Origin of the sequence: Stenotrophomonas sp. CFBP 13724 (assembly GCF_014841975.1) — a bacterium.
Classification (GTDB): Bacteria; Pseudomonadota; Gammaproteobacteria; order Xanthomonadales; family Xanthomonadaceae; genus Stenotrophomonas; species Stenotrophomonas lacuserhaii.
The window spans coordinates 213,534-237,981 of record NZ_JACYUW010000004.1 but is presented as its reverse complement, the minus strand read 5'-3'; the positions used below and the strand labels follow the sequence as shown (position 1 = coordinate 237,981).

The 24,448-nt window shown below is 59.7% G+C and carries 20 protein-coding genes; 16 read left to right on the top strand and 4 right to left on the bottom strand.

Going from position 1 to position 24,448, the window contains the following annotated elements; genetic code table 11:
* Positions 1-146 precede the first annotated feature (146 nt).
* Complete coding sequence (locus tag IFT63_RS16145; protein WP_192085100.1) at positions 147-1,097, bottom strand: glutathione S-transferase family protein; 951 nt, start codon at positions 1,095-1,097, stop codon at positions 147-149.
* Between the two features lie 451 nt (positions 1,098-1,548).
* Between IFT63_RS16145 and IFT63_RS16140 the strand changes: the two genes are divergently transcribed.
* Complete coding sequence (locus IFT63_RS16140) at positions 1,549-1,818, top strand: helix-turn-helix domain-containing protein (protein ID WP_192085099.1); 270 nt, start codon at positions 1,549-1,551, stop codon at positions 1,816-1,818.
* Positions 1,819-1,923: 105 nt separating this feature from the next.
* Here the strand turns inward: IFT63_RS16140 and IFT63_RS16135 are convergent, their stop codons facing one another.
* Positions 1,924-2,355 carry a hypothetical protein gene (locus IFT63_RS16135; protein ID WP_192085098.1) on the bottom strand — a complete coding sequence of 144 codons (432 nt, stop codon included), beginning with the start codon at positions 2,353-2,355 and terminating at the stop codon, positions 1,924-1,926.
* Between the two features lie 259 nt (positions 2,356-2,614).
* On the opposite strand from IFT63_RS16135, the gene IFT63_RS16130 reads away from it, so the two are divergent.
* The 4 genes from IFT63_RS16130 to IFT63_RS16115 all read left to right on the top strand — a co-directional run bounded on the left by IFT63_RS16130 (position 2,615) and on the right by IFT63_RS16115 (position 6,979).
* Positions 2,615-4,111: a YifB family Mg chelatase-like AAA ATPase gene (locus IFT63_RS16130; RefSeq protein WP_192085097.1), complete on the top strand. Its 1,497-nt coding sequence runs from the start codon at positions 2,615-2,617 to the stop codon at positions 4,109-4,111.
* A gap of 63 nt (positions 4,112-4,174) precedes the next feature.
* A complete protein-coding gene (locus tag IFT63_RS16125; protein WP_192085096.1) occupies positions 4,175-5,815 on the top strand; it encodes an AMP-binding protein in 1,641 nt (546 codons plus the stop codon).
* 67 nt (positions 5,816-5,882) lie between these two features.
* Positions 5,883-6,554 (top strand): VOC family protein, encoded by a 672-nt coding sequence (locus tag IFT63_RS16120; protein WP_192085095.1) that lies wholly within the window; start codon positions 5,883-5,885, stop codon positions 6,552-6,554.
* Positions 6,555-6,580: 26 nt separating this feature from the next.
* Positions 6,581-6,979, top strand: a complete 399-nt coding sequence (locus IFT63_RS16115) for a hypothetical protein (protein WP_192085094.1) — start codon at positions 6,581-6,583, stop codon at positions 6,977-6,979.
* A 184-nt stretch (positions 6,980-7,163) separates the two neighbouring features.
* On the opposite strand, the gene ubiA is transcribed toward IFT63_RS16115, so the two are convergent.
* Positions 7,164-8,057 carry a 4-hydroxybenzoate octaprenyltransferase gene (gene ubiA, locus IFT63_RS16110; RefSeq protein ID WP_192085093.1) on the bottom strand — a complete coding sequence of 298 codons (894 nt, stop codon included), beginning with the start codon at positions 8,055-8,057 and terminating at the stop codon, positions 7,164-7,166.
* A 120-nt stretch (positions 8,058-8,177) separates the two neighbouring features.
* Entirely contained in the window at positions 8,178-10,400 is a 2,223-nt protein-coding gene (locus tag IFT63_RS16105; protein ID WP_192085092.1) for a polysaccharide biosynthesis tyrosine autokinase, read from the bottom strand.
* A gap of 730 nt (positions 10,401-11,130) precedes the next feature.
* Between IFT63_RS16105 and IFT63_RS16100 the strand changes: the two genes are divergently transcribed.
* From IFT63_RS16100 to IFT63_RS16050, 11 genes are all read left to right on the top strand, one after another.
* Positions 11,131-12,297, top strand: coding sequence for a nucleotide sugar dehydrogenase (locus IFT63_RS16100; RefSeq protein WP_192085124.1), 1,167 nt, complete (start codon positions 11,131-11,133; stop codon positions 12,295-12,297).
* 9 nt (positions 12,298-12,306) lie between these two features.
* A complete protein-coding gene (locus tag IFT63_RS16095) occupies positions 12,307-13,281 on the top strand; it encodes an NAD-dependent epimerase (protein ID WP_192085091.1) in 975 nt (324 codons plus the stop codon).
* 2 nt (positions 13,282-13,283) lie between these two features.
* Positions 13,284-14,057 carry a WecB/TagA/CpsF family glycosyltransferase gene (locus IFT63_RS16090; RefSeq protein ID WP_192085090.1) on the top strand — a complete coding sequence of 258 codons (774 nt, stop codon included), beginning with the start codon at positions 13,284-13,286 and terminating at the stop codon, positions 14,055-14,057.
* Between the two features lie 99 nt (positions 14,058-14,156).
* Complete coding sequence (locus IFT63_RS16085; RefSeq protein ID WP_192085089.1) at positions 14,157-15,470, top strand: Coenzyme F420 hydrogenase/dehydrogenase, beta subunit C-terminal domain; 1,314 nt, start codon at positions 14,157-14,159, stop codon at positions 15,468-15,470.
* Between the two features lie 58 nt (positions 15,471-15,528).
* Complete coding sequence (locus IFT63_RS16080) at positions 15,529-16,644, top strand: polysaccharide pyruvyl transferase family protein (protein WP_192085088.1); 1,116 nt, start codon at positions 15,529-15,531, stop codon at positions 16,642-16,644.
* The gene (locus IFT63_RS16075; RefSeq protein WP_192085087.1) at positions 16,641-18,077 is read left to right on the top strand and encodes an oligosaccharide flippase family protein; all 1,437 of its coding nucleotides are present in this window, start codon (positions 16,641-16,643) and stop codon (positions 18,075-18,077) included. The genes IFT63_RS16080 and IFT63_RS16075 overlap by 4 nt, the downstream gene beginning before the upstream one ends.
* Positions 18,061-18,972, top strand: coding sequence for a glycosyltransferase family 8 protein (locus IFT63_RS16070; RefSeq protein WP_192085086.1), 912 nt, complete (start codon positions 18,061-18,063; stop codon positions 18,970-18,972). The genes IFT63_RS16075 and IFT63_RS16070 overlap by 17 nt, the downstream gene beginning before the upstream one ends.
* 94 nt (positions 18,973-19,066) lie before the next feature.
* On the top strand, positions 19,067-19,993 hold the full coding sequence (locus IFT63_RS16065; RefSeq protein ID WP_192085085.1) for a glycosyltransferase family A protein: 927 nt from the start codon (positions 19,067-19,069) through the stop codon (positions 19,991-19,993).
* 20 nt (positions 19,994-20,013) lie between these two features.
* Positions 20,014-21,369: an O-antigen ligase family protein gene (locus IFT63_RS16060; protein WP_192085084.1), complete on the top strand. Its 1,356-nt coding sequence runs from the start codon at positions 20,014-20,016 to the stop codon at positions 21,367-21,369.
* Complete coding sequence (locus IFT63_RS16055; RefSeq protein ID WP_192085083.1) at positions 21,366-22,451, top strand: acyltransferase; 1,086 nt, start codon at positions 21,366-21,368, stop codon at positions 22,449-22,451. Before IFT63_RS16060 ends, IFT63_RS16055 begins: the two co-directional genes overlap by 4 nt.
* Before the next feature lie 87 nt (positions 22,452-22,538).
* Entirely contained in the window at positions 22,539-24,422 is a 1,884-nt protein-coding gene (locus IFT63_RS16050; RefSeq protein WP_192085082.1) for an acyltransferase family protein, read from the top strand.
* The last annotated feature ends 26 nt before the right edge of the window (positions 24,423-24,448 follow it).

Genomic DNA, 24,448 nt, shown 5'->3' with positions numbered 1-24,448 from the left:
CAGTAGCGGGGAGCGGGCGGTGTGCTGTCCCCGCACGGTTCAATCTCGTCGCCGAAGATTGCCGGAACATTGCGTACCCGGACATGAACCGACCCCTGTTCAGGTTGGCGCAGGCGTTGCGCAAGCAGGAGAAATAACCCGTCCCCTTAGTAAGGAATAGCAGGCCCTGCCGGCACGATCCCGGACGGATTGATGTGTTTGTGGCTACCGTAGTAGTGGTGCTTGATGTGCTCGAAATTGACCGTCCCCTCCACTTCCGGGATGGCCATCATGCGTTGCACGAACGCATGCAGGCCGGGGTAATCGGCGATGCGCTTCACGTTGCACTTGAAGTGCACGTAATAAACCGAGTCGAAGCGGATCAGTGTGGTGAACAGCCGAATATCCGCCTCGGTCATGACCCCGCCAACCAGCCATTGCTGATCCGTCAGCAAACCATCCAGCCAGTCCAGAGTCTCGAACAAGGGCACGATGGCCTCGTCATAGGCTTCTTGGGTGGCGGCGAAGCCGGCCTGGTACACGCCGTTGTTGAGCGTCTCGTAGACACGCTCGTTGATACGATCGATCTCCTGCCGCAACGCCTCCGGGTAGTAGTCACCAGGTCGTGCACCCAGGTGATCGTAGGCGCCGTTGAACATGCGGATGATGTCGGCTGATTCATTGCTGACGATCTCCCCCTCCGTGCGGTCCCACAGCACAGGGACGGTCGCCTTTCCGGTCATGCCGGGCTTGGCGGCCTGATACAGCTGATGCAGATACTGCGCACCGCGCTCGGGGTCAGGCGTCACCAGCGGGCCCGGCGCGAAGTTCCAGCCGTTGTCGCCCATATGCCAGTTCACGATGGACAACGGGATCAAGGGCTCCAACCCTTTCAGCGCACGCACGATCAACGCACGATGGGCCCATGGGCAGGCCAGGCTGACGTACAGACGGAATCGCTCGGGCTCGGCGATCAGCACCGGTTGTCCGTTCGGGGCGCAGCCGCCGTCCGCGCTGAGCCAGCGGCGGAAGGTGGATTCCTCACGATGGAAATGCCCGTCTTCGCTTGCACCGCCTGCGGTACCGGTCTGCCATTCGCCATCAACCAACATGCCCATCGGGGGAGCCCTTTATCTGAGGTCGACTCCCGTTCTAACGCAGGCGGCGGCAACGTAGTGTCGAGCTTGCTCGACACCCGCCTGTATCGAGCAAGCTCGACACTACGCGGCAAACTCGGCAAGGCGCAGCGGAGCGCGTCCCTTTCAGTCAATGTAGTGGCAGTGATATGACGGATAAGAGCAGGCAGACGTTCCACGTGATCATGGGCGCCGTTGCGCTCGTGTATTGCGTTCTCTACGCGGGCTATCTCCTCGGCAAGGATCTGGCGAAACGGGATAACAGTGTCAGTGAAGCCGCGAAACGCTGATAGGTGAGCATCAGATCGGAACAGCCCCATCAACGCATCCGGGCTGGCTAGCGTGGTTACGCGCGTAATCCTTACAATCTTGAGGATTGTTTACTAAAGTAGCCCCGCCAGGTCAGAAATCCGAACGATTGGCAGGATTCCGCATGAAGATCACGCTCAAGAGCTATGAGGACCTGGGCCCGCTGGTTCGTGCCACGCGCAAGGCCCAAGGCATGCGCCAGGACGATACCGCCGAAGGTATCGGCGTCAGCGAGAACTTCCTCGCCAAGGTAGAGCGCGGGGGAGGAACCGTGCAGTGGCAGAAGCTTTTTCAGGTTCTCACCGAGCTGGGCATCCGCGTAGAAATCGACGTGCCAGATACAGCAATGGCCATGCTGCAGAAGCAGGTGAAGAAGCGTGGTGCCGCGAGATAAGCCAGCGTTTCATCAAGGGAGCCAGCGACTGTCGTCGTAGTCACTTCGGAGGCATTGACACAGCAGAAGCGCTCGTGGGCGGAACACGTGGCTTCCCGCCGTCCTTCACTCCGATGCCGGCAGGTTCACCTGGATCGGCACGTTATCAATCGCAGCCGCAACACCGGGCAAGTAGCCGATCACCGGAAGCAACATCGCCAGCATCGGCGGACGCTCCTCGCCTGACTGCACCCATCTCACCCCGCATGCTGCCACCGTGGCAACGAATAGTGCGAGGGCAACGCCCGCCCCGCGCCGCCAATTCAGCCGCATCGCAAGCAGCGCACCACCTGCGTGCACGGACACAGTGACGGCTGCCCATATCGCCGTCTGCTGCACTTGGAACGCATCTGACAGCGGGCGGCCCGACAGTGCCGAGGGAAGCAGATACACCAACGCACTCGCGCACAGCAGGACGTAGAACTCGAGCGCCCTCGACGCCGTCAACAGCGGAACATCCTTGAACCACAACCACTGTGCGGCAAGACTTGCGGCCAAAGCGAAGGCGTAAAAGAAGGAGATTTAGCCAAGATTGCTGGCCGACAGCGCCCAGCAGAGTGCTGCAATACCGAAGGCGGTATAAGTACGTGCCCGTGAAGCTTTCCCGACCATGCTGCGCGTCTTCTTCGCTTGAGTAGCCCACCCGATGTAGCAGCGGTCGTAAGTAGCTCCACCTACAGTACTGCCTTCCCTCCACCGACGTACAGCCAGCACCGCCTGCACCACACTAGGTTCCTGCATCCGAGGGAGTCACCGCATGAGCCTCGCGCTGGTCCACAGCCGCGCCCGTGCCGGCGCCGATGCGCCGCTGGTTCGTGTCGAGGTGCATCTGTCTGGTGGCCTGCCCGCTACACAGATCGTCGGCCTGCCGGAAACCACCGTCCGCGAATCGCGTGAACGCGTGCGCGCGGCGCTGCTCTGCGCGCGGTTCGACTATCCGCAGCGGCGCATTACGATCAACCTGGGCCCCGCGGATCTGCCCAAGGAGGGGGGCCGCTTCGATCTTGCCATTGCGATGGGCATCCTGGCCGCCAGTGGCCAACTGGACCCGCAGCAGGTGGTCCGCCACGAGTACGTGGCCGAGCTCGCGCTCACCGGCGAACTGCGCCCGGTCGATGGCGTGCTACCGGCCGCGATTGCCGCAGCGGAGGCCAACCGCACGCTGTTCGTGCCGCCCGCCAATGCCGCCGAAGCCGCGCTGGCCGAGCATGCGGATGTGCGCGTGGCGCGCACGCTGCTGGAAGTCTGCGCATCGGTTGAAAATCCCTCGCGGCTGCCCCGCGCGGAGCGTGCCAGCATCGAGGCCGATCCGCCGCTGGACCTCACCGATGTGCGCGGCCAGCCGCATGCGCGGCGTGCGCTGGAAGTCGCTGCGGCCGGCGGTCACCATCTGCTGCTGATCGGCAGTCCCGGCTGCGGCAAAACCCTGCTGGCCTCCCGGCTGGCCGGCATCCTGCCCGAAGCCAGCCAGGCCGAGGCCCTGCAGAGCGCGGCCATCGCCTCGATCAGCGGCAGTGGGCTGGATCCGCGGCGTTGGCGACAGCGCCCCTTCCGTGCGCCGCACCACAGCGCCAGCCCGGCCGCTTTGGCCGGTGGAGGGAACCCGCCGCACCCCGGTGAGATCTCGCTGGCGCACAACGGTGTGCTGTTCCTGGACGAACTGCCGGAGTGGTCACGGATGGCGCTGGAGATCCTGCGTGAGCCATTGGAATCGGGCCATATCCGCATCAGCCGCGCGGCGCGCAGTGCGGTGTTCCCCGCGCGTTTCCAGCTGGTCACCGCGATGAACCCCTGCCCTTGTGGTTGGGCTGGGGATCGCAGCAACCGCTGCCTGTGCACCAGCGAGCGCATCCAGCGCTATCGCGGCCGGGTATCCGGACCATTGTTGGACCGCATTGATCTGCATGTGACGGTGACGCGGCTTTCGCCAGAAGAACTGCGCGAGGGGGCTCCGGCAGGCGAGTGCAGTGCGGATGTACGCGCACGGGTGATCGCGGCACGTGAACGCCAACTGCAGCGTGGCGCGCTCAATGCCCATATGGACAGCAAGGCACTTCGTTTGTGCGCGCATCTTTCCGAGGCCGACCAGAATCTTCTGGAGCAGGCTATCGAGCGGTTGCAGCTATCTGCTCGTGCAATGCACAGGATACTGAGGGTGGCGCGCACGATTGCGGACCTGGCGGGGAGCGATGGCATCGGCACCGCGCACCTGGCCGAGGCGATCGGCTATCGGCAGCTGGATCGGGGGGCGTAGGCGGCCGCCACCCACACCGCCACTCAACCGGGTATCGTGCCAGACACGCCCCGGAGCCCGCCCATGACCTATCAACGTGCCGTGGATGACTTCAACCTTCACGACTGGGAAGGCCGCCTGCACGGCGACCTGCAGAACGGCATCAATGCCTGCGTGGAATGCTGCGACCGCCATTGCGGCAGTGATCGCTTGGCGCTGCGCTGGATCAGCACTGACGGCAGCCTGCACCTGTACACCTTCGAAGACCTACGCGACGCCGCGACCAGGGTCGCGCATGTGCTCAGCGCTCAGGGCATCGGCCGCGGCGACGTGGTGGCCGGCATGCTGCCGCGCACCCCGGAACTACTGGCCACGATGCTCGGCACGTGGCGCGTGGGCGCTGTGTACCAGCCCCTGTTCACTGCCTTCGGCGCCAAGGCCATCGAATCGCGGCTGCGCACCGGTCGCACCAAGCTGGTCGTCACCGACCACGCCAACCGGCACAAGCTGGATGATGTCGAATACTGCCCGCAGGTCGCCACGATTCTTCCCGCCGGCCAGTCCGCCGATGCCGCGGACATCGACTGGCGCGCGCGCCTGGCCGACGCCGGCAGCGCCCCCTTCGAACCGGTGATGCTGCGCGGCGATGAGCTGATGGTGCTGCTGTCCACCTCCGGCACCACCGGCGCGCCGAAGGGCGTTCCGGTACCGCTGCGGGCGCTGATGTCCTTCGCCAGCTACATGCAGTTGGCGGTGGATCTTCGTCCCGGTGATGTGTTCTGGAACATCGCCGATCCCGGCTGGGCCTACGGGTTGTACTACGCCGTCATCGGCCCGCTGATGCTCGGCGAGGCCACCACCTTCAACGAGGCGCCCTTTACCGTGCAGGGCCTGCACGAGGTGATCGAACGGCTGGGCGTGACCAACCTGGCGGGCTCGCCGACCGCCTACCGGCAGATCATCGCGGCGGGCGAGGCATCGGCCGCGCGCGTCGCTGGCCAACTGCGTGCGGTGAGCAGTGCCGGCGAGCCGCTGAATGCCGAGATCGCCCGCTGGTTCGCTGCCCACTTGTCCACCACCGTGCTGGACCATTACGGCCAGACCGAAACCGGCATGGTGGTCAACAACCATCACGCGCTGGGGCATGCGGTGCGTGCGGGGTCGTCCGGCTTTGCGATGCCGGGCTACCGGGTGGCGGTGCTGGGCGATGACGGCCGCGAGCTGCCCGCACGCACGCCGGGCATCCTGGCGATCGACATCGCGCGCTCGCCGCTGATGTGGTTCACCGGCTACTACGGTACTGATACACCGGCTATCCGCGATGGCTACTACCTGACCGGCGACACCGTGGAGTGCGAGGACGACGGTTCGATCAGCTTCATCGGGCGATCCGATGATGTGATCACTTCGTCCGGCTACCGGATCGGTCCGTTCGACGTGGAAAGCGCACTGCTGGAGCATCCGGCTGTCGCCGAGGCAGTGGTGATCGGCGTACCGGATCCGGAGCGCACCGAGATCGTGAAGGCCTTCGTGATCACCAGTAGCGGGATCCAGGGCGATGCGGCCTTGGCTGCGCAGCTGCAGCAGTACGTGAAAACACGGCTGTCCGCGCACGCCTATCCGCGGCTGCTGGAGTTCGTCAGCGAGGTGCCGAAGACGCCGAGTGGCAAGGTGCAGCGCTTCGTGCTGCGGGCAGCCGAAGTGGCGCGACAGGCGGGGCAATGAGCTGGCGCGCGTGCGCTAGAATCGCATCAGGAGAGGCATGGGCCCTGCGCCCCTGCAGTGACTGAACATGCGTATCCAAAACCTCACCCTTCCCGTATCCGATCCCGACAGCGTCGCCCGCTACTTTCGCGACGCGCTGCAGCTGCCCGTGCACGAATACCAGGTAGTGATTGGCTGGAGCACCATCACCCTCGCTCCCTCCGATGGACGGCCGGTCGGCGGCGTGCACCTGGCCTTCAACGTGCCGGATCACCGCTTTGTCGAGGCGACGGCATGGTTGCGCGCTCGCACGCCGTTGCAGCGCTCGCCCGATGGCAAGGACTACTTCGCGCTTGAAAGCAGTTGGCAGTCCCAGTCGGTGTACTTCACAGGCCCGGATGGGCTGATACTGGAATTGATCGGCCGGCGGCGCCTGCCCGCGTCATCGCGCGTGGGGGCCTTCGATGGCAGCGAGCTCACCTGCCTGAGCGAGGTCGGACTGCCGGTTGCCGATGTGCCGGCGACGCAGCGTGTGTTGAGCGAGCGCTTCGGGCTGCAGCCGCTGTCGGAACCTTCGCAGGTGTTCGCACCGATGGGCGATGACGAAGGCCTGCTGATCCTGGTGGATGCCACGCGTCACTGGTTCCCCGAACAGGTGGACCTGCCGAATGCACAGGGACTGGTGGTGGAGATTGAAGCGCCTAGTGGGGCTGCGGAAGTGGCCGATGCCGGCCAAGGCTGGAGCGTGCGCAGCCGCTGAGGGCCCTCAAAAACAAAGCCCCGCGGGTGCGGGGCTCTGCTTCTTCAGCGCAGTGCAACAACTCATTCTTCTTCTTCGTTGGTGCCCTGCTGCTGGTTCTGGTTGCGCTGCTGCTGTTCCTGCTGCTGTTGCTGCTGCTGGTCGCGCTGACCCTGCTGACCCTGCTGGTTCTGCTGGCCCTGCTGGCCCTGCTGGCCCTGCTGGTTCTGCTGACCCTGCTGGTTCTTCTGGTTCTGCTGATTCTGCTGATTGGCCATCTGGATGTCTCCCTAAAGCCGCATGCGGAATGCCGCGGTCATGGCCATCCTCTGCAGGCGCTGGTTAACCATGTGTGCGCATGTGTGGAGGACGGCGTCACGACGTTGCTTGCGCGCCTGCAAAACACCTCGAAACCCTTATGGCACAAGCACCTTAAGAGTTCATAATGGGATTGCATGTGTTCATGGCGCGGCGTGCTTTGGCCTATTCAGCCGTAGCCTGGATCGTGACGTTCCGATGACGATCTCCACCAAGCGTGCCCACCAAGGGACGCCATGCCGTTGCATGGGGTGGGTGACGACCGTTGGTCGTCACGCTCTTCCCGCTGCGCTCGCCGAGCGTGGCTCGGCGCTACCTGACTGCCAGTGCCAGCGCGAGCCCCGCGAACAGCGCCGCCCCCACCCAGTTGTTGTGCAGGAACGCCTTGAAGCACGGATCGCGCTCGCGATTGCGGCACAGCCAGAACTCATACGCCACCAGCCCGGCCGCCACGCCTACCGAAACGAAGTAGTACACCCCCAGCTCTGCCCGCACGCCCACCAGCGTCATCGCCGCCAGGAACAGCGCGTACAACACGCCCTGGATCACCAGGTCCAGATCCCCGAACAGGATCGCGGTGGAATGCGAGCCCATCTTCAGATCGTCATCGCGGTCCACCATCGCGTACCACGTGTCATAAGCGGTGGACCACAGGATGTTGCCGACATACAGCAGCCACGCCAGCGCCGGCACCTCACCTTGCACGGCAGCGAAGGCCATCGGAATGCCCCAGCCGAAGGCCATGCCCAGGTACACCTGCGGCAGGTGCGTATAACGCTTCAGGTACGGGTAGCTCGCCGCCAGGAAGATGCCGACGAAGCTCAGCGCCACGGTCAGCCAGTTCATCGTCAGTACTAGGGCGAACGCCACCAGCATCAACGCCGCGAACAGCATGAGCGCGTGCCGACTACGTACCGCCCCGCTGGCCAGCGGACGATCCTTGGTGCGCTTGACGTGCGGATCCAGCCAGCGGTCGGCGTAATCATTGATTACGCAGCCCGCCGAGCGGGTCAGCCAGACCCCGGCGGTGAACACGAACAGCGTCCACAGCGGCGGCAGCCCGCCCGACGCCAACCACAACGCCCACCAGGTGGGCCAAAGCAGCAGCAGCGTACCGATCGGGCGATCGGCGCGCATCAGTTTCCAGTAGTGCCGCCAGCGCGGCGTCGCATCCGCGCGGGACGCATCAAGGGGAGTGTGTGACATGGGGAAATGATACTCCCGCCGGACAAAGGCCCAGGTAGTGACGGCCGCTGGCCGTCATGCGTCAGCAATCGGTGGGTGACGACCGTTGGTCGTCACGCCTTGGCCCTCAGAACAACAGCCTCAATCCTTGCCGTCAGACTTGTACTCGTAGTACCCGTAGCTGTAATAGCCCGTCGCACGCTTTTCCACCGCGTTGAAAATCGCGCCCTTGATCTGCACGCCGTTCTGTTCAAAGCGCTGCAGGGTAAGCAGGATTTCCTTCGCCTGGTTCACGCCGAAACGGGTGACCAGCAGGCTCGATCCGGCATGCGTAGCGACCAGCGCCGCATCGGTCACGGCCAGGATCGGCGGGGTATCCACGATGATCAGGTCGTACTGCGCCGACAGCGACTCCAGCATCTGCTGGAAACGCGGGTGCATCAGCAGCTCGGCCGGGTTCGGCGGAATGTCACCACGCACCATGTAGTGCATGTTGTCCAGGCCCGGCACCGGATGGATGGCCGCCTCGATTGCCAGCTTGCCACCCAGAACGTCCGAAAGACCCTTCTGGTGCGAGATGCCCAGCAGCTTGTGCAGGGTGCCCTTGCGCATGTCCGCATCGATCACCAGCACGCGCTGGCCGGCCTGTGCGATGACCGCGCCCAGGTTGCTGGACACGAACGTCTTGCCAACACCCGGACGTGGGCCGGAGATGGTCAGGATGTTGTTTTTGGCTTCCAGCATGGCGAAGTGCAGGCTGGTCCGCAGGCTGCGCAGCGCTTCCACCGTGGGATCTGCCGGGGAGCTCACGGCCAGCAGATGCTGGCGGCCATCGGCAACAACGCGCGTGCCGTGCTTGCCCTTGCGCAGCTTCGGCAGCGTGGTGGACACGCTGAGCGGGATGGCGGCGTAGACAGGCAGGCCGAGCTCTTCGATAACCGCCGGGTCTTCGATGCCCGGGTTCAGCATGCGCTGCAGGAACACGAAGGCCGTGGCGAGGAAAGCGCCAAGCAGGGTGGCGATGGCCACGATCAGCGACTTGCGCGGCTTGACCGGGTGAGCGATGTCCACGGCGGCCGGATCAACGATGCGCACGTTGCCCACCGCACCGGCACGGGCGACGTCCAACTGTTGGGCCTGGTTGAGCAGCGCGGTGTACATCTCGTTGCTGACCTGCAGGTCACGGGTCAGGCGCAGCAGTTCCTGCTGCGTATCCGGCAGCTGGCCGACCTGGCGCTGGAAACCGACCTTGCGGCCTTCCAGGCTGCTGATCTGCGACAGCAGGGCGCGGTAGGCGGGATGTTCGCGGGTGAAGCTGCGATCCATCTCCGCCTGCTTCAGGCGCAGCTGCTGGATGCTGGCCTCAACGGCAACTTCCTGGTCCAGCAGACCCTTGGTCTGCATGGTGATGTCGACCGAGTTCGCCTTCGATTGATAAGCGGTCATGGCGACCTGCGCCTGCTCCACCTGGCGGCGGACCACCGGCAGCTGCTCGCGCACGAAATCAAGCTGTGAGGCTGCTTCAGCGGAGCTGCGTTCGACGTTCTGGCGGACATAGGCATCGGCGACACGGGCGATGACCGCCTCTGCCAGCATCGGATCCTCGTTCTCGTAGCTGAGCTGCAGAATGCCCGATTCCTTGCCCTGCTCCACCGCCTGCACAGCCTGCTGCAGGCCGGACACCACATCGAAGCGGCGCAGCTTTACTACGTCAAAGCGCGTATCCGGATTGGCGCGCAGGGCGACCACTTCCAGCGTCACGCCACGGCCTTCGGCGGCCTTGCCCGCCTGGCCGCGCAGGATTTCTTCGCCTTCGTCGTCGTACAGCACGAAGCTGCCCGAAGCGCCGGCCTGCAGCACCAGCGGCGCGCCGATCATTTGCGCAGGAACGTCCAAGCGGTGGATCTGCACGGCTTCGCCACCCCAGCCGTAGCTGCTGGCACCGAAACGCGGCGGCGCGACAGCGTCGGGGGTGTCCGGCTTGAATTTGCGTGCGAAGTACTCGCCCACCAACGGGAATCGACGCGGGGTAATCACGGTGTCCAGCTGCAACTGGTCCACCGCAGTACCAATGACGGTGCGCGAGGTAAGCAGCGCGACTTCGGTCGTCGCCGCAGCACTGGTCGGGGCACCCATCGATGCGAGGTCCGAAATGCCGGGGATAGCTGGCACCTTCGACTCCACTTGCACCATGGACTGCGCCTGGTACACCGGCGAGGCGAGCAGTGCGTAGGCTGCGCCGACGATGAAGAACAGCACCGTCGTGCCAATGATCCACCACTTACGGTCAATCAGAACGCCCAGCAGCTCCCGCAGATCGATCTCGTCTTCCTTGACCACACTTGATCCCGTTTGCTTTGTCATTGCTTCCACTTGATTCAGGACCAGCCGCGCAAGGCGCAGGGCGGATCGGTCGGATTTCTATATCAGGGCAACCCAGGACAATCGCTCCTACGGGCCACCAACCACGTCGCATCATGAAGCCTGTAGCAGGGACCAATTCCTTTCCCCATCAAGCACTTGACACCGATGCTCAGGGCCAAGCGCGACAGTTTACCGCATCACAGCAAACGAGCGGGCCGTTATGCCAGGCTGGGACCGAGAAAAGTGTGACGCAGTTCCAACGAATCTCGCTTGTGGTAAGGCGTGTCTGCTGAAGCAAGATTACGCATGCCGCGTGAGCCCACGATTGGTATCATCGCTGCCCCGATCGGCGAGGGCATGAACCTGTTCATGACCCTCTGTGCAAGCAGCCGACCCGCTATCGGACAACAGCGATCAGGACTGAAGGACCAGTACCCATGCCAGCGCCACGCTCCGCAGCACCCCTCTTTCGAAGCATGGATGAGAATGAATCACGCCATGCCTGCGGTGGCTATAAGTGTGATTCCGATGGAATCTGTCGCATCTGCCTGTAGTACGATCCCCTACGCTTGCCGGGAGCAGCCCTACAGGGAGCATCCCGCAGCACAAGTTCCATCAGTAACGGGTAGTGGCGAACAGTGGCGCGTCTGAGGGGGCACGCGCCTTTACTGGCTTCGTCATTCCTGCCTCCCCCATCGCAGTGCGTAAAAGATACAAAGGATCCCCCGCAATGAAGATTGCCGTGGCCGGGACAGGGTATGTCGGCCTGTCCAATGCTGTCCTGTTGGCGCAGCACCACCAGGTTGTTGCATTTGATATCAACGCCGCACGCGTGGAAAAGATCAACGCGCGCAAGGCGCCGATTGAGGACCGCGAGATCGAAGATTTCCTCGCCAACAAGCCACTGAACCTGATCGCCACGCTGGACCGGCGCGAGGCTTACGAAGGCGCTTCGTTCGTCATCATCGCAACACCGACCGACTACGATCCGCAAACCAATTACTTCAACACCTCCTCGGTGGAGTCGGTGATCCGCGATGTGCTGGAGGTCAATCCAGATGCGGTGATGATCATCAAATCCACGGTGCCTGTGGGTTGCACGGCAGAATTGCGGACACGGTTCGGCACTGAGAACATCATCTTCTCGCCGGAGTTCCTGCGCGAAGGCAAGGCGCTGTACGACAACCTGCACCCCAGCCGCATCATCGTAGGCGAGCGCTCCGAGCGCGCCGCGACGTTCGCCGGCCTGCTGCAGGAAGGAGCCATCCGCAAGGACGTGCCGACGCTGTACACCGACGCCGCAGAAGCGGAGGCGATCAAGCTGTTCGCCAACACTTACCTGGCGATGCGCGTTGCCTACTTCAATGAACTGGATACGTACGCTGCCACTGCCGGCATGGATACGCGGCAGATCATTGAAGGCGTGAGCCTGGATCCGCGCATTGGCGGCCATTACAACAACCCCTCGTTCGGCTACGGCGGTTACTGCCTGCCGAAGGACACCAAGCAGTTGCTGGCCAATTACAGCAACGTGCCGCAGAACCTGATCAACGCGATCGTGGATGCGAACCGGACCCGCAAGGACTTCGTGGCCGATGAGGTGATCCGCCGCAAGCCGAGGGTTGTTGGCATTCACCGGCTGGTGATGAAAGCCGGATCGGACAACTTCCGGGCCTCGGCCATCCAGGGCGTGATGAAGCGGATCAAGGCCAAAGGCATTGAAGTGATCGTTTACGAACCCGTCTTGGATGAAGCGACGTTCTATGGATCGCGGGTGGAGAAGGATTTGGAGGCATTCAAGCGCGAAGCGGATGTCATCGTGGCCAATCGGGTGACGCATGACCTGCAGGATGTCGCCGACAAGGTTTACAGCCGTGATCTTTTTGGCGCTGACTGAGGTTGCCGTATGAGAATTCTTGTAACAGGAGCGGCAGGCTTCATTGGCTTCCATAGCGCCACACGCCTGCTTGATGCAGGCCACGAGATAGTGGGAATCGATAATATGAATTCTTACTATGACATCGGATTAAAGGGACGACGCCTAGCCCATCTCGAGGCGCGCGACGCTTTTTCATTCATGAAGCTGGACCTAGCCGATCGTGACGGAATGGCACATTTGTTCGAAACAAGTGGCTTTGATGCTGTCCTGCATCTTGGTGCCCAGGCCGGGGTCCGCTACTCCATCGACAATCCTTTTGCTTACATAGACAGCAACGTGACCGGCACCCTCACCGTTCTGGAAGGATGTCGTCACCACAAGGTCAGACACCTCGTGTATGCGTCCTCATCCTCGGTGTATGGCGGCAACACCAAGCAGCCATTCTCGATCGAAGACCGCGTTGACGACCCTGTATCACTCTATGCGGCCACAAAACGGTCCAATGAGTTGATGTGCCATACCTACGCGCGCCTTTATGGCGTGCCTATCACAGGACTTCGATTCTTTACCGTGTATGGCCCTTGGGGCCGCCCTGATATGGCCTACTTCAAGTTCGCCAATGCAATCACTGAGGGGCGGCCAATTGACGTCTACAACGATGGCGACATGCTCAGGGACTTTACATACATCGACGACATCGTCGATGGAATAACATCGCTGATCGAAGCGCCTGCACCCGGCGCGAGCGACCCGATTCCTCATCGGGTCTATAATTTGGGAAATAACCGACCGGAAAAGCTCATGGATATGATCACCCTCCTTGAGCAAAAGCTGGGCAAGACGGCTGTGAAAAACTTCCTGCCCATGCAGCCGGGCGATGTGTATTCAACCTATGCCGACATCGAGGCGACCGCCCGCGACATCGGGTTCTCGCCGAAGACAAGTCTTGCCGATGGCTTGACACACTTCGCCGATTGGTATCAAACGCGCCATCAGGCCTGACCATGTCAACGACCTCCTACGCCTTCCCTATCGTGTCAATCGGCGGCTTGCCGACCGCGTCCATTACACGCACTGCGCTCGCGCAGTGCATGGCGCAAGACTGCGCAAGTGCACGTGAGCAGCCCGACACATGGCTGCCCCGCGTTGTGTTTTCATCGAATGGACAAGGCATCGCACTTGTCGGCCGGGATGAGGACTTTGCTCGAACCATGCTGCAAGCCGACATCATCCATGCCGATGGCATGCCGGTGGTATTCGCCAGCCGGTTGACTGCGAATCCGCTGCCAGAACGCATTGCAACGACCGACTTCTTTCATGATGCAGCCCGCATTGCTGAAGAAAAGGGCTTGCGCTTTTACATGCTGGGCGCCACTTCTGCACAGAATGCAACTGCCATCGCGGCTATTCGGGCCAGCTACCCCGATCTACAGATCGTTGGTAGCCATGACGGCTATTTCGGAGATGACCAGGACGCTGAAATCTGCGAGAACATCCGCAATAGTGGCGCAGATGTTGTGTGGGTCGCACTCGGAAAGCCACGCCAGGAGCACTGGTCCATCCGCAACCGATCCCGACTTCAAGGTGTCGGCTGGATCAAGACCTGCGGCGGGCTTTACTCCTTTCTCGCCGGTGATGCACCAAGGGCACCTTCATGGATGCAGGCGGCCGGACTGGAATGGCTGTATCGAGCTGCCAAGGAGCCAACGCGTCTTGGGTGGCGGTACCTTACGACGAACCCTTATTCGCTATATCGCCTTCTCAGGTACACCAAGTAGCCGCAGGCCACCGCAGCACTGAACAAGCAGTGAGAGAACCGTTCCCGGAGGAAGGGGCAGGTGCATCTCGCTCGAACATATAGTGAGATCAATGAGCCGATGAAGAATGCCAGCAGCCAGAATCCCGTAAGTCCTTACTGCACCGGATGCGGCGCGTGCATTGCTGATTCCGATCAGACGCTGCGCATGGATTGGGATGTGCACGGCTTTCTTGTCCCACACAAAATATCCGATCGCCCGGTACCTGAGTTGGCTATAAAGGCATGCCCGTTCGCAGCGGCTGCAGTGGGAGGCGCCACGGATGAGGATAAGCTGGCAGAAGACCTCTTCCCGGACGCGCCGACGTCCGACCCAGAAATCGGCAGATTCGAACAGACTTACATTGGATACTCGCCAAGCCATCGCGAGACCTCGTCATCTGGCGGCTTGGCTACCTTTGTGTTCGATGAAGTGCTTACCCAAGGAATTGCCACCCACCTCTTTGTTGTTCTGACTGATGGTGCCGGCTACAAGTATCGGCTCGTGGAAGGCAACGCCGATCTAGTGACCACGTCGAAGACCCGGTATTTCCCGGTCACGCTGCAGGAGTTTTTTGAACTGGTCCCCACACTGGACGGAAGAATCGCGGTCTCCGGTGTGGCCTGCTTCGTCAAGGCCGTACGAATGCGACAGAGGTCGTTCCCGGAATTCGATCGGAAAATTGCTTTTGTTGTCGGCATCATTTGTGGCGGACTAAAAAGTAAATATTTCACCGATTACCTCGCAGACAGCGCCGGCGCTGGCGCACGCTACCGTCATCCGGAGTATCGCGTAAAGGACGCAACCGCGTCCGCCAGCAACTATGCGTTCTCGGCTGAGGGCGAAGACGGCACTGTGCACACCATGAAGATGGCCCGCGTTGGTGACATGTGGGGAACCGGAATGTTCAAAGCCAAGGCATGCGATTTCTGCACCGATGTGCTGACTGAATTAGCCGACATATCGCTCGGTGATGCGTGGCTTCCAGAGTACAGAACTGATGGGCTCGGGAACAGCGTCATCGTTACCCGATCGCGACTCGCTGATGACATCATTCGACGGGGTATCGAGCAAGGCAACCTGCATGTAGCGAGCTGCGCGCCCTCGCAGATAACGAGTTCGCAGCGGGCAAGTTTTCTCCACCGGCGCGACGCGCTCAAGTTCCGGATAGGTCAGGCCAGAATACAGGGACAGCCTGTCCCTGAAGTGAGGAGTCGCGTTCTAAAGCGGATCTCCTTCTCATATGCACTTGTACAGATCCAACGCGAACTTACCCGGTCAGCCAGCTTCACCAGTTGGCGTCGGTCGAGAAGCGCCAATGGGTTTGATAGGACGATGCGACCATACCGCATACTCCTAAAGATAGTCACGCGACTAAATCGCATGCTGAGATGATGGATTTGCCGCCGCCACGCAGCAAACCACACCCCCACCTTCTCCTCGAAAGCATCTTATGAATATCCTGCTCCTCACTTACTCGTTCAACTACAACTACGGAGGGTTGCTTCAAGCGTATGCTACCGTGAAGTATCTGGAGAGCCAGGGCCATTCAGTTACGGTACCCAAGAGTCATCCAGCATACCTGGTCGGAAACACGTCTCTGTTTCGTGGGCTTGGATTGCGCCGAAAGAATCCACTAGGTTCTGTTCTGAGGCGCTTGCGTCAGTTTGTTCGTTACAAGCGGTTCGACAGCTTCCGTTCGCTGCTTCCGATCGACCCCTCCCTCTCCAGCAAGGAAGCAATCGCTCGGAGCGTTGTGCGTTTCGACGCGGTACTCACTGGCAGTGACCAGACATGGAATACAAAATTCATGCCGTCATATGAGCCGTATTTCTACCAGGGCTTTATTGCAAAGGGTCCGCTCAAGGTCAGTTATGCCTCCTGCTTCGGTACGCGACAGCAAAAGGAAGAGATCCTCGTCCAGGCAGCAAAGGACCTTGGCGATTTCGACCACATTGCCGTCCGGAACGAGGTCAGTCGGGAGATTGTCGAACGTCTGACACAGAACGATCCTGCCGTGGTGGTGGATCCCACCTTGTTGCACGACTTCAATGAACTGCGCATCCCCGACGAGGTGAAGCAACACCACCCATTCATCATGGTCTACGCACTGGACGTCGATAACTTCGTGGTGGCTGAAAGTATCGTTAAGGAAGTCCAGGTTCGCCAGCCCGGCATTGAAGTCCACTTCGTCAACGGCGAGAAGAACTTCGAAAAACCTCACTGGGCGACGCACCTTGTCAATTCCTATGGCCCAGCGGAATTTCTTGCGTCGATGCAGGAAGCGAGCTTGATCGTGACCGATTCCTTCCACGGCTTGATATTCGCTCAGAAATTCGCGAAGCCTTGTATCGGCTACTCATCCGGCTGGCGTTCAGAGCGCATCGTCAGCATCATGAGTGACTTTGATGCCAGCGACCTCTTGCTCCTCGATGGCGAGCCGGCCAACGTGAAGATCGTGGTTTCAAAGGTGATGGAGAAAGGGGCACGCTTGCAACTGGGCGCTGCGTTGCAGGCAAAGATATCCGCATCCAAGGCGTACTTGGCGACTGCTCTTTCCAACGCATGAATCTCAGCTCTGTCGGCCGCAAGGGCTTTCTCCACCTGTTGCTGATCGTCGTATCCAGCAGGGCATCAGCGTTCCTTGCGCAGTGGGTGATGGGAATCTTTCTTTTCAAAGAAGATTTCGGCGTCATCGCGATCATTTCGGTGATCTACCTGTTTGCGTCGGGCTTCAAGGAAGTCGGGCTTTACCAGATCCTTCAGGAGCACCGCACCAATTTTGAAGAGAAGGCCCCGGAGCTGGTCTCATCGGCGCAGATCGTCAACCTGACCGGTGTCCTGCTACTGTTGTGTGCCGCTCCTCTGATCGCACATCAGTACGAAGACACACGGCTGCTCTGGATTACGGCCGCGCTGGTTCTCGCCATGCCGTTCAACATCGCTGCCTTGTCATACAAAGCCAAGCTGGCCATCAGTTTTGACTTCAAGCGCATCTCCCGTGTGGAATCCGTCTCGATCCTTGCGAGCAATCTCAGCATGGCAGCGCTTGCCGCGGCCGGCGCCGGTGTCTATAGCTTTGTGGCATCCCAGATCATCCTCACACTGACAGCCTTCATCATGTATCGCGCGGGACAGACGCCGATTCGAGCAAAGCCATGGCCTGGCCTCCATGCGCTTCGAGGCTTCATCGCGCGGTCCAAGTGGCTTGTCGTGAGCTCCTATATGAATAACGTTGCGACACGCGGGGACTACCTCGTCCTTTCCCTGGTCGTCGCCAAGGCTACGTTAGGGCTGTATTACTTCTCGTACCAGTTGATGGCCGCCTCAGTGCAGTTGATAGGCATGGCGCTCAACCATCTCCTGCTTCCGCTGTTCTCGGCAATCAAGGACGACATTTCTCGAGTGCGCTCCGGGCTGCATAAGGCAGCGGAGGCGCTGAGTTTGATTTCCGGGGCACTATGCCTCTCGCTCCTGGTCTGGTTCCCTTTCGTGATCCACTTCGTCTGGCGCGGGAAATGGGACGATGCGATCTCATTGACACTGATTGTAACGGTCGTCGTCCCGCCTCGACTCCTTTCCTCGCCGCTTGGATCTTCAGCTCTGGAAGCAATGGCCCGTTATCGCGCGCGCACATTACTTTCGATCGTCGACGCAGTATCCCTGATTGGGCTGGTCTGGATTGGCGGGGTGCTTTACGGCGTAGTCGGCGCGTGTGTCGGAGTGGCGATCCAGCGAGTCACAGCGGGGATGCTTTTCTATTTCGCTGCAGCCGTCGCAGTTGACCTAGGGCCGCGAGGCGCAGCGTGGCAGCTCATCAGGCACATGGGGCCCTATATTCTCTGTGTCGGCTCGTTGGGCGTTTTTGGCTACTTCGTCGTCGGCTACGATGCATACCTTTCCCAAGGATTTTGGCAGACCCTACTTACGTACCTTCCCTTGATGGCCCTCTATGCAGCTCTCAGTCGAAAGCAGATCATCCGCCATGTCCTCAGACGCTGATTTTTCAGGAACAACTGTAGATGTACACCTCTGCCTATGCGCGGACGGACGGTATGTTGATTTCATCATTCCTGCGGTTGAGTCGATTGTGCGCTCGGCTGCGCCCGGCAGCCGCATTGCAGTTGACGTGATCGTTGACCATGAGCCACTGCCTGCCTTCAAGCAGGCATTGGAGATGTTCTGCCCCGGACGTAATAGCATCCACGTCATACGCGCCGATCAGTTCGCCGACCTGCTTGAAGTGACCCATATTTCGCGGGGCATGTACTACAGGTTGATGATCCCGGAGCTGGTCAAAGCCGATAAAGTACTCTACGTAGACTGTGACATCCTTGCCCGCCACGACCTCAGCGCGTTGTTCGCGACTCAGCTGGGAGATGCCCTGGCTGCGGCAGTGGTGAACCCTTTTCACGATGCAAGCAGGCTCGGCCTGGCACCGGACGAAGTGTATTTCAACTCGGGCGTCATGCTGATCAACACGCGTGCATGGCGCGAGTTCGAGATGAAGCGGCGGGTCTTGGACTACCTGCGCAGCAATGTTGACCTGCTGCGCATGCCAGATCAGGATGCCCTGAACGTGATGATGCGCGGAAAATGGATCGAGCTGGACCCCTCCTACAACTGTCAGGTCTCCATGCTGATCCGGCATGAGGAGCTTGCGCGCGAACTTGCGCCAAGGTGGAATACTCGCTTCTTGGCTGACCCTGCCATCATGCATTTTTCCGCGGGCCACAAACAGTGGCACAGCAGCAATCGTATTCTTTTCTCGAAGGAATACAGGCTTCTCAGTACGCATCTCATGGAGAGGCGTCGCGGACTCGCGCAGGATTTTCTGATAGGTCGGCTTCGACAGTTGAAGTATGCGGTCCTTGGGGCAAATCCCTACTTCTATTGACTCATCGAAGTGGGTCTGGCGACTGGAGCGAGACGCCCAGCAGATCAAGGGCAGCCCCCGCTGCCTGCCTTTTGAAGCAGCATGGAGTTACAGCATGACCACGCGCGATCCCACCGGAACCACGGAACTCGTTTCCGTCGTCATCCCGCTATTCAACAGAAAGGACACGATCCTGCGAGCAGTTCAGTCGGCCCTTGATCAGAGTCACAGGAACATTGAAGTTGTGGTCGTAGACGACGGTTCAACTGACGATCCCGCCAGCGTCCTCGACAGTGCTGATGATCCCCGGATCAGGTACGTCAGACAACCCAACAGCGGAGCGTGCGCTGCGCGAAATCACGGAATTGATGTAGCTCGTGGTGAGTACGTTGCTTTTCTCGATTCAGATGACGCTTTCCTTCCTGATCACCTGTCGACGTCGATTGCTGCTCTTCGAACCGCTCCGAAATCCACCGTCGTGTACGGTAGGATCCGCGTTGATCGTGGTGAAGAGCGATATTTCACCAAGCCTCCGAGAGCTCCGCGACACAACGAGCCGATTTCAGAGTACCTGCTCTGCGACCGTGGTTTCATCCAGACATCCACGGTAGTGCTAAGACGCCAGTTTGCTGCACAGGTGCGCTATAAGGTTGGCCTGCGATTTGGCCAAGACACCGATTTCGCTATCCGCTTGGCTGCCGCAGGGGCCAGGTTTGTCATGCTCGATTCGATCCAGGCGCAATGGACGGACCATGCGCAGGCAGGCCGGGTTTCCAACGCGCTCGATGCGGCAGCGAGACTCGAATGGCTGGACAGCGTATCTGACTTGATCACACGGCGAGCACGCGAAGGCGATGAGGGCTGGTATGTCGCCAAGTCACATTTCAAGCGAGGCAAGCCGCTGAAGGCAGCCTGGCTGTACGCCAGAGCAGTCGCGCACGGTTGCTACAGCCCCTCACTGGCCATGCGGATTGGTGCTCAGATCTTCTTGTCAACGGCGGCGTACCGTAAAATCGCCGATCTGACACTCAAGCCTCGCTGAGGCCCCAGGCATATCCGATCATGAAAATCAGCGCGCTAAGAGTGCTCACGACAACCTTCATGCTGACGCCGCTCTGGTGGGTGTTGGGCACGGGATTCTTTGTATTTCATATTGCCGCGCTGCTTGCTGCCGTAGCAGCGCCACAGGCGCTGCGGCCGCGTGATGCGTTCCAGTATTTGCTGCTCACGCTGATCAGCTTGCTTGGATTGTCAATGATGATGTCTGCCGCCTCTGGTGCAGCGGATCTGTCGCGCGTTGTCGCTGCCCTGAACAACATTTCCATTCTCCTCAACGGCTACATCTTCTACAGCTTTCTCAACCATAGCTTCCGGACGAATGCTGGGGCACTCGACAATCTATTCAAAGCACTGGGGAAGGTGGGCCTGTTCTCGGTAGTGATTGGTGTCCCGTGCGTATATCTTCTGTTCTTCCGCGGCGTCGATAGTCTTTCTTTTCCGACACTTTTTGGAATCATGACCCCGCCGCAGGACAATCTGCTGGGGCTTTACCAGAAATCCTGGCTCATTGACGTCGACTGGTTCGCCGAATCCAGCATTCCCAGGCTCACGATACTCTCGACCAACGCCACCTCGAGCGCAGCTTTGATCGCCTTCGCCAGCTATTTTTTCCTGGCGTCACTTAACCGTGGTCGCCGCGCCCTCAGCTATGCCTTCATTTTCGCACTTCTTTGCACGATGGCCGCTACGCTGACTCGCGGCGCCATTTTAGGCGTTGTTATCGGGCTGGCAATCTACTTCGTGCTTTCGCTGCGAAAGAACAGAAAGCTGATAGTGGCAGGCTCAGTGTTGGCCGCAGTTATTGGTCTCACCTTCGCGGCACCAGTGCTCGAGGCCATCAATTCGGCGCGGCAGGCATCTTCGGATACACGGTTCGCCATCTATGAGATGTCTCTCGATGTGACACTCAATGAAGGTCCCTTGATTGGGCTTGGCGTGAAGCCAAGGCTGGACCAGACCGCAATTCCCATCGGATCCCATTCGACGATACTGTCGTTGCTAGTCCGAGGTGGACTCATCGGCGCAGCGCTTTCATTCACACTGTTCCTCGTAATCCCAGTTGTGTGGTCGGCCAAAGCACTACTCAGGGCACTGGCGGCCGGACATGTTGGCGACCCCCGCGGCTACTCCATCGCGATGATCGCAGCAATGCCCTCGTTCCTGGTTTATTGCATCTTCCAGGATATCGACGCGTACGCTCCGCTTTCTGCCTTCCTGTTTGCCTACCTTGCCGTGATCTCGTTCATTGCCAAGGGGCCATACTTCTCCAAAGCAGCAACCGCACAAGGCGAGGATCGAGCAAAGGCGGCTCCGTCCCGCCAAGCCTTCTGGCAGCCACAGCGGAACTCGGGCCGGTGATCCCTGTAAAGTACACCTCCAATGCAGCGATGAAGAGGCATGAACGTGCAGCGCGCTCATCGTACTGGGACAACTGGAAAGGCATCGCAATTGTTGCGGTAGTTATAATCCACTCCTGCGGCGAGCTTTCGAACTTCCCTCCGGACTCCCTTACGGGCTTGTTTGGCATCGGATTACGTCAAGCAGTAAACTTTGCAGTTCCGATTTTCTTGGCGATCGCCGGCTTCTTCGCTGGGCGCGGCTCATCCGGCCCTTCAGGCGAGTTCTATCGCAAGAGACTGACCCGAATACTTGCTCCATACTTGGTCTGGACCACGATCTATCTTGTCCGCGATGGATTGGCTGATTCATTGACCATTAGACAGGTGATCAAGGGCTACTTCTTCGGCACCGGAATCGGCATTGGCTATTTTGTAATCGTACTAATCCAGTTTACGTTACTTACACCGTTCATCACGCGCTTGAATAGCCGGCGCAAGCACTTTTCGATCATGATCACAATGACCGTCGTCGGAGTATTCTTCACTTACTACTTCCCAGCGCTTCACCCAGATAGTCCGCTGGCCAGATTCCCGGCGTATGCCTTGCCGTTCTTCGTGTGGTACCCCTTCTTTCATCTCGGAGTCTACGTCTCCCAGCAAGGCGTGGCTGGCATCACGTTTGACAGGCCACGCACCTTTATCGCCCTTGCCTTCACCTTCGCCGTCGCAGGCTTCATCGAAGGGTACTTCTGGGCCATTCAGGGCAACTATGGCTTTGGAACTTCGCAATTGAAGTTGAGCAACATCCTCTATTCAGCATCACTTTTCCTGGCAATAGCTGCATTGTCTAGGGGTAACAGCGTCTTCAACCACGAGTCATGGCTCGCAGTAGCGGGGCGAAACTCTTACGCGATCTACCTCATCCACATGATGCTGCTGGTCCCGTTCCAGCAGGTTGCAAACAGCTACTCAGGGCTTGTCGGAGTTCAGCCGCTCTATATTTTCATCTCCGCATCAACGACATTGATCGCTTGCGTCGCCCTCGCATTGATTCTTCGCCGACTGCTTCCTCAGCGCGTAGCAACCATGGTTCTTGGCTGACCTGTTAAAACTAGAAACTTGAACGCTCCGCTGATGTAACGTCGTTCAACCAGAGTCAACAGAAAATCCAGCAATAAAAGGTCCTGCATGAGCCCCCCGAAGTATCGTCCGGATATAGATGGCCTCCGATCGCTCGCCATCCTTCCCGTCCTTCTGTATCACGCAGGGGTTCCAGGGTTTCCCGGCGGCTTCGTTGGCGTAGACATCTTTTTCGTCATCAGCGGCTACCTGATCACGCTGATCCTCGTCCGCGAAATTTCGGAAGATCGCTACAGCATCAGGTCATTCTATGAGCGACGTATCCGAAGGATATTCCCTGCGCTGCTTACAGTACTTGCCTTTGTCTTGGCTGCATCACCAGCTTTCCTTCTACCAAGCGAGTTCGCCAGCTTGGGTCGCGATTCCATATCGGCACTTCTTTTTGTCGCGAATATAAACTTCTGGCGACAATCCGGCTACTTCGCGGCCGACGCAGAAGCGAAACCACTGCTTCATATGTGGTCGCTCGGGGTCGAAGAGCAGTTTTACCTGGTTGCACCGCTCGCGCTTTTCGTGATCTTCCGATTCGCGCCTCGCCTGAAGGTCCCCCTGATCTTCGCGGGTTTAGCCGCCTCTCTAGCAGCATGTATTTACTTCACTCCGCTAAAGCCCAGTGCATCTTTCTACCTTCTGCCAACTCGTGCATGGGAGCTGCTCGCTGGTTCGCTTTTGGCAATTCTTTCCTCAAGGCGAGACCAGTCCTTTCGCTCTACAGCAAGGCTCCTAGATAACGTCCTCGGCGTCATCGGCATTTGCCTGATCTTGTTTGCGGTGACGTACCTTACAAAGTCCGCAGAATTCCCTGGCTACTGGGCCGTCCTGCCAGTGTTGGGTGCTGCCCTCTTGATCTCCAGTGGCCAATCGAGCTGGACCGGGCGACTGTTGTCGACCGCTCCCTTGGTACGCATCGGACTCATTTCATATTCGCTATATTTGTGGCATTGGCCATTAGTGGTCTTTTTCCGGAATTCGGGCTGGCTGGAAAGTTCTGGAGGAAAACTTTCGGTCATCGGTCTCTCTGTTGCAGCCGCCTGGCTCACTTGGCGATTCATTGAATCGCCTACCCGAAACAAAGCCGCTTTCAGCGGCCGACATCTTGCCTTTACGGTAGTCATTTCGTCCCTGTTGGTAATTGCAACGTCGGCGGCATATTCGTCGCTGAGGGGATGGCCTTCTCGCTTCCCTGAGTCTGTAGTCGCCTTTGATGCTAGTCGGGACGACCGCAGCTCTGACCGTGAGCGTTGTCATTTCGAGGGCGGGCTTCCCTCGGTTGAGACCTCCTGCGTGCTGGGCGAAGGCGGCCCGTCCGTGGCAGTCTGGGGTGACAGCCATGGCGTTGAGCTCGCAAAGGCGATCAGCGAGGAGGGTTTCGCCGTCCGGGAGCTCACCTACTCTTCGTGCCCACCCGCACCGGAACAGCCCAGCAAGCCTGACCGCCCCTATTGCCGGGCGCACAATTCCCGGGTTTTCGACTACCTTTCATCGGACACCTCAATCCAGTCCGTTGTGCTTGTCGCTTACTACGGCGAGCCCATTGGACAGTCGTATTTGCTTCAGACCCGCATGGCCGACACTGCAAGGCGACTCAGGGACGCGGGTAAGCAAGTAATTATCGTAGGGCCCTATGCTGGAATCGACGGACACTCCGATGTTCCTACATATTTGGCTCGCGGGGGCCTGCCTTTCGTCAAATTGGATTCCGAGGGAGTCAACCGCTTCCAGCAGACAATGGAGGCGTCAGCGGAAATCTATATGCCAACCGATCTATTCTGCCGTTCCGGTCAATGTGCGCTTACCGCAGGAGGCTCCTCTCTGTTCTTCGATGCCCATCACCCCAGCATGCAGGCAGCCAGAGCGCTCGCAAAGGGGCTTGCTCCGCATATCCGCGGAACGCGGAATGGGATTACAGATTCGACCTCAGTCCCCAGATGACCGGGAGCCCCGCCTTATCATGCTTC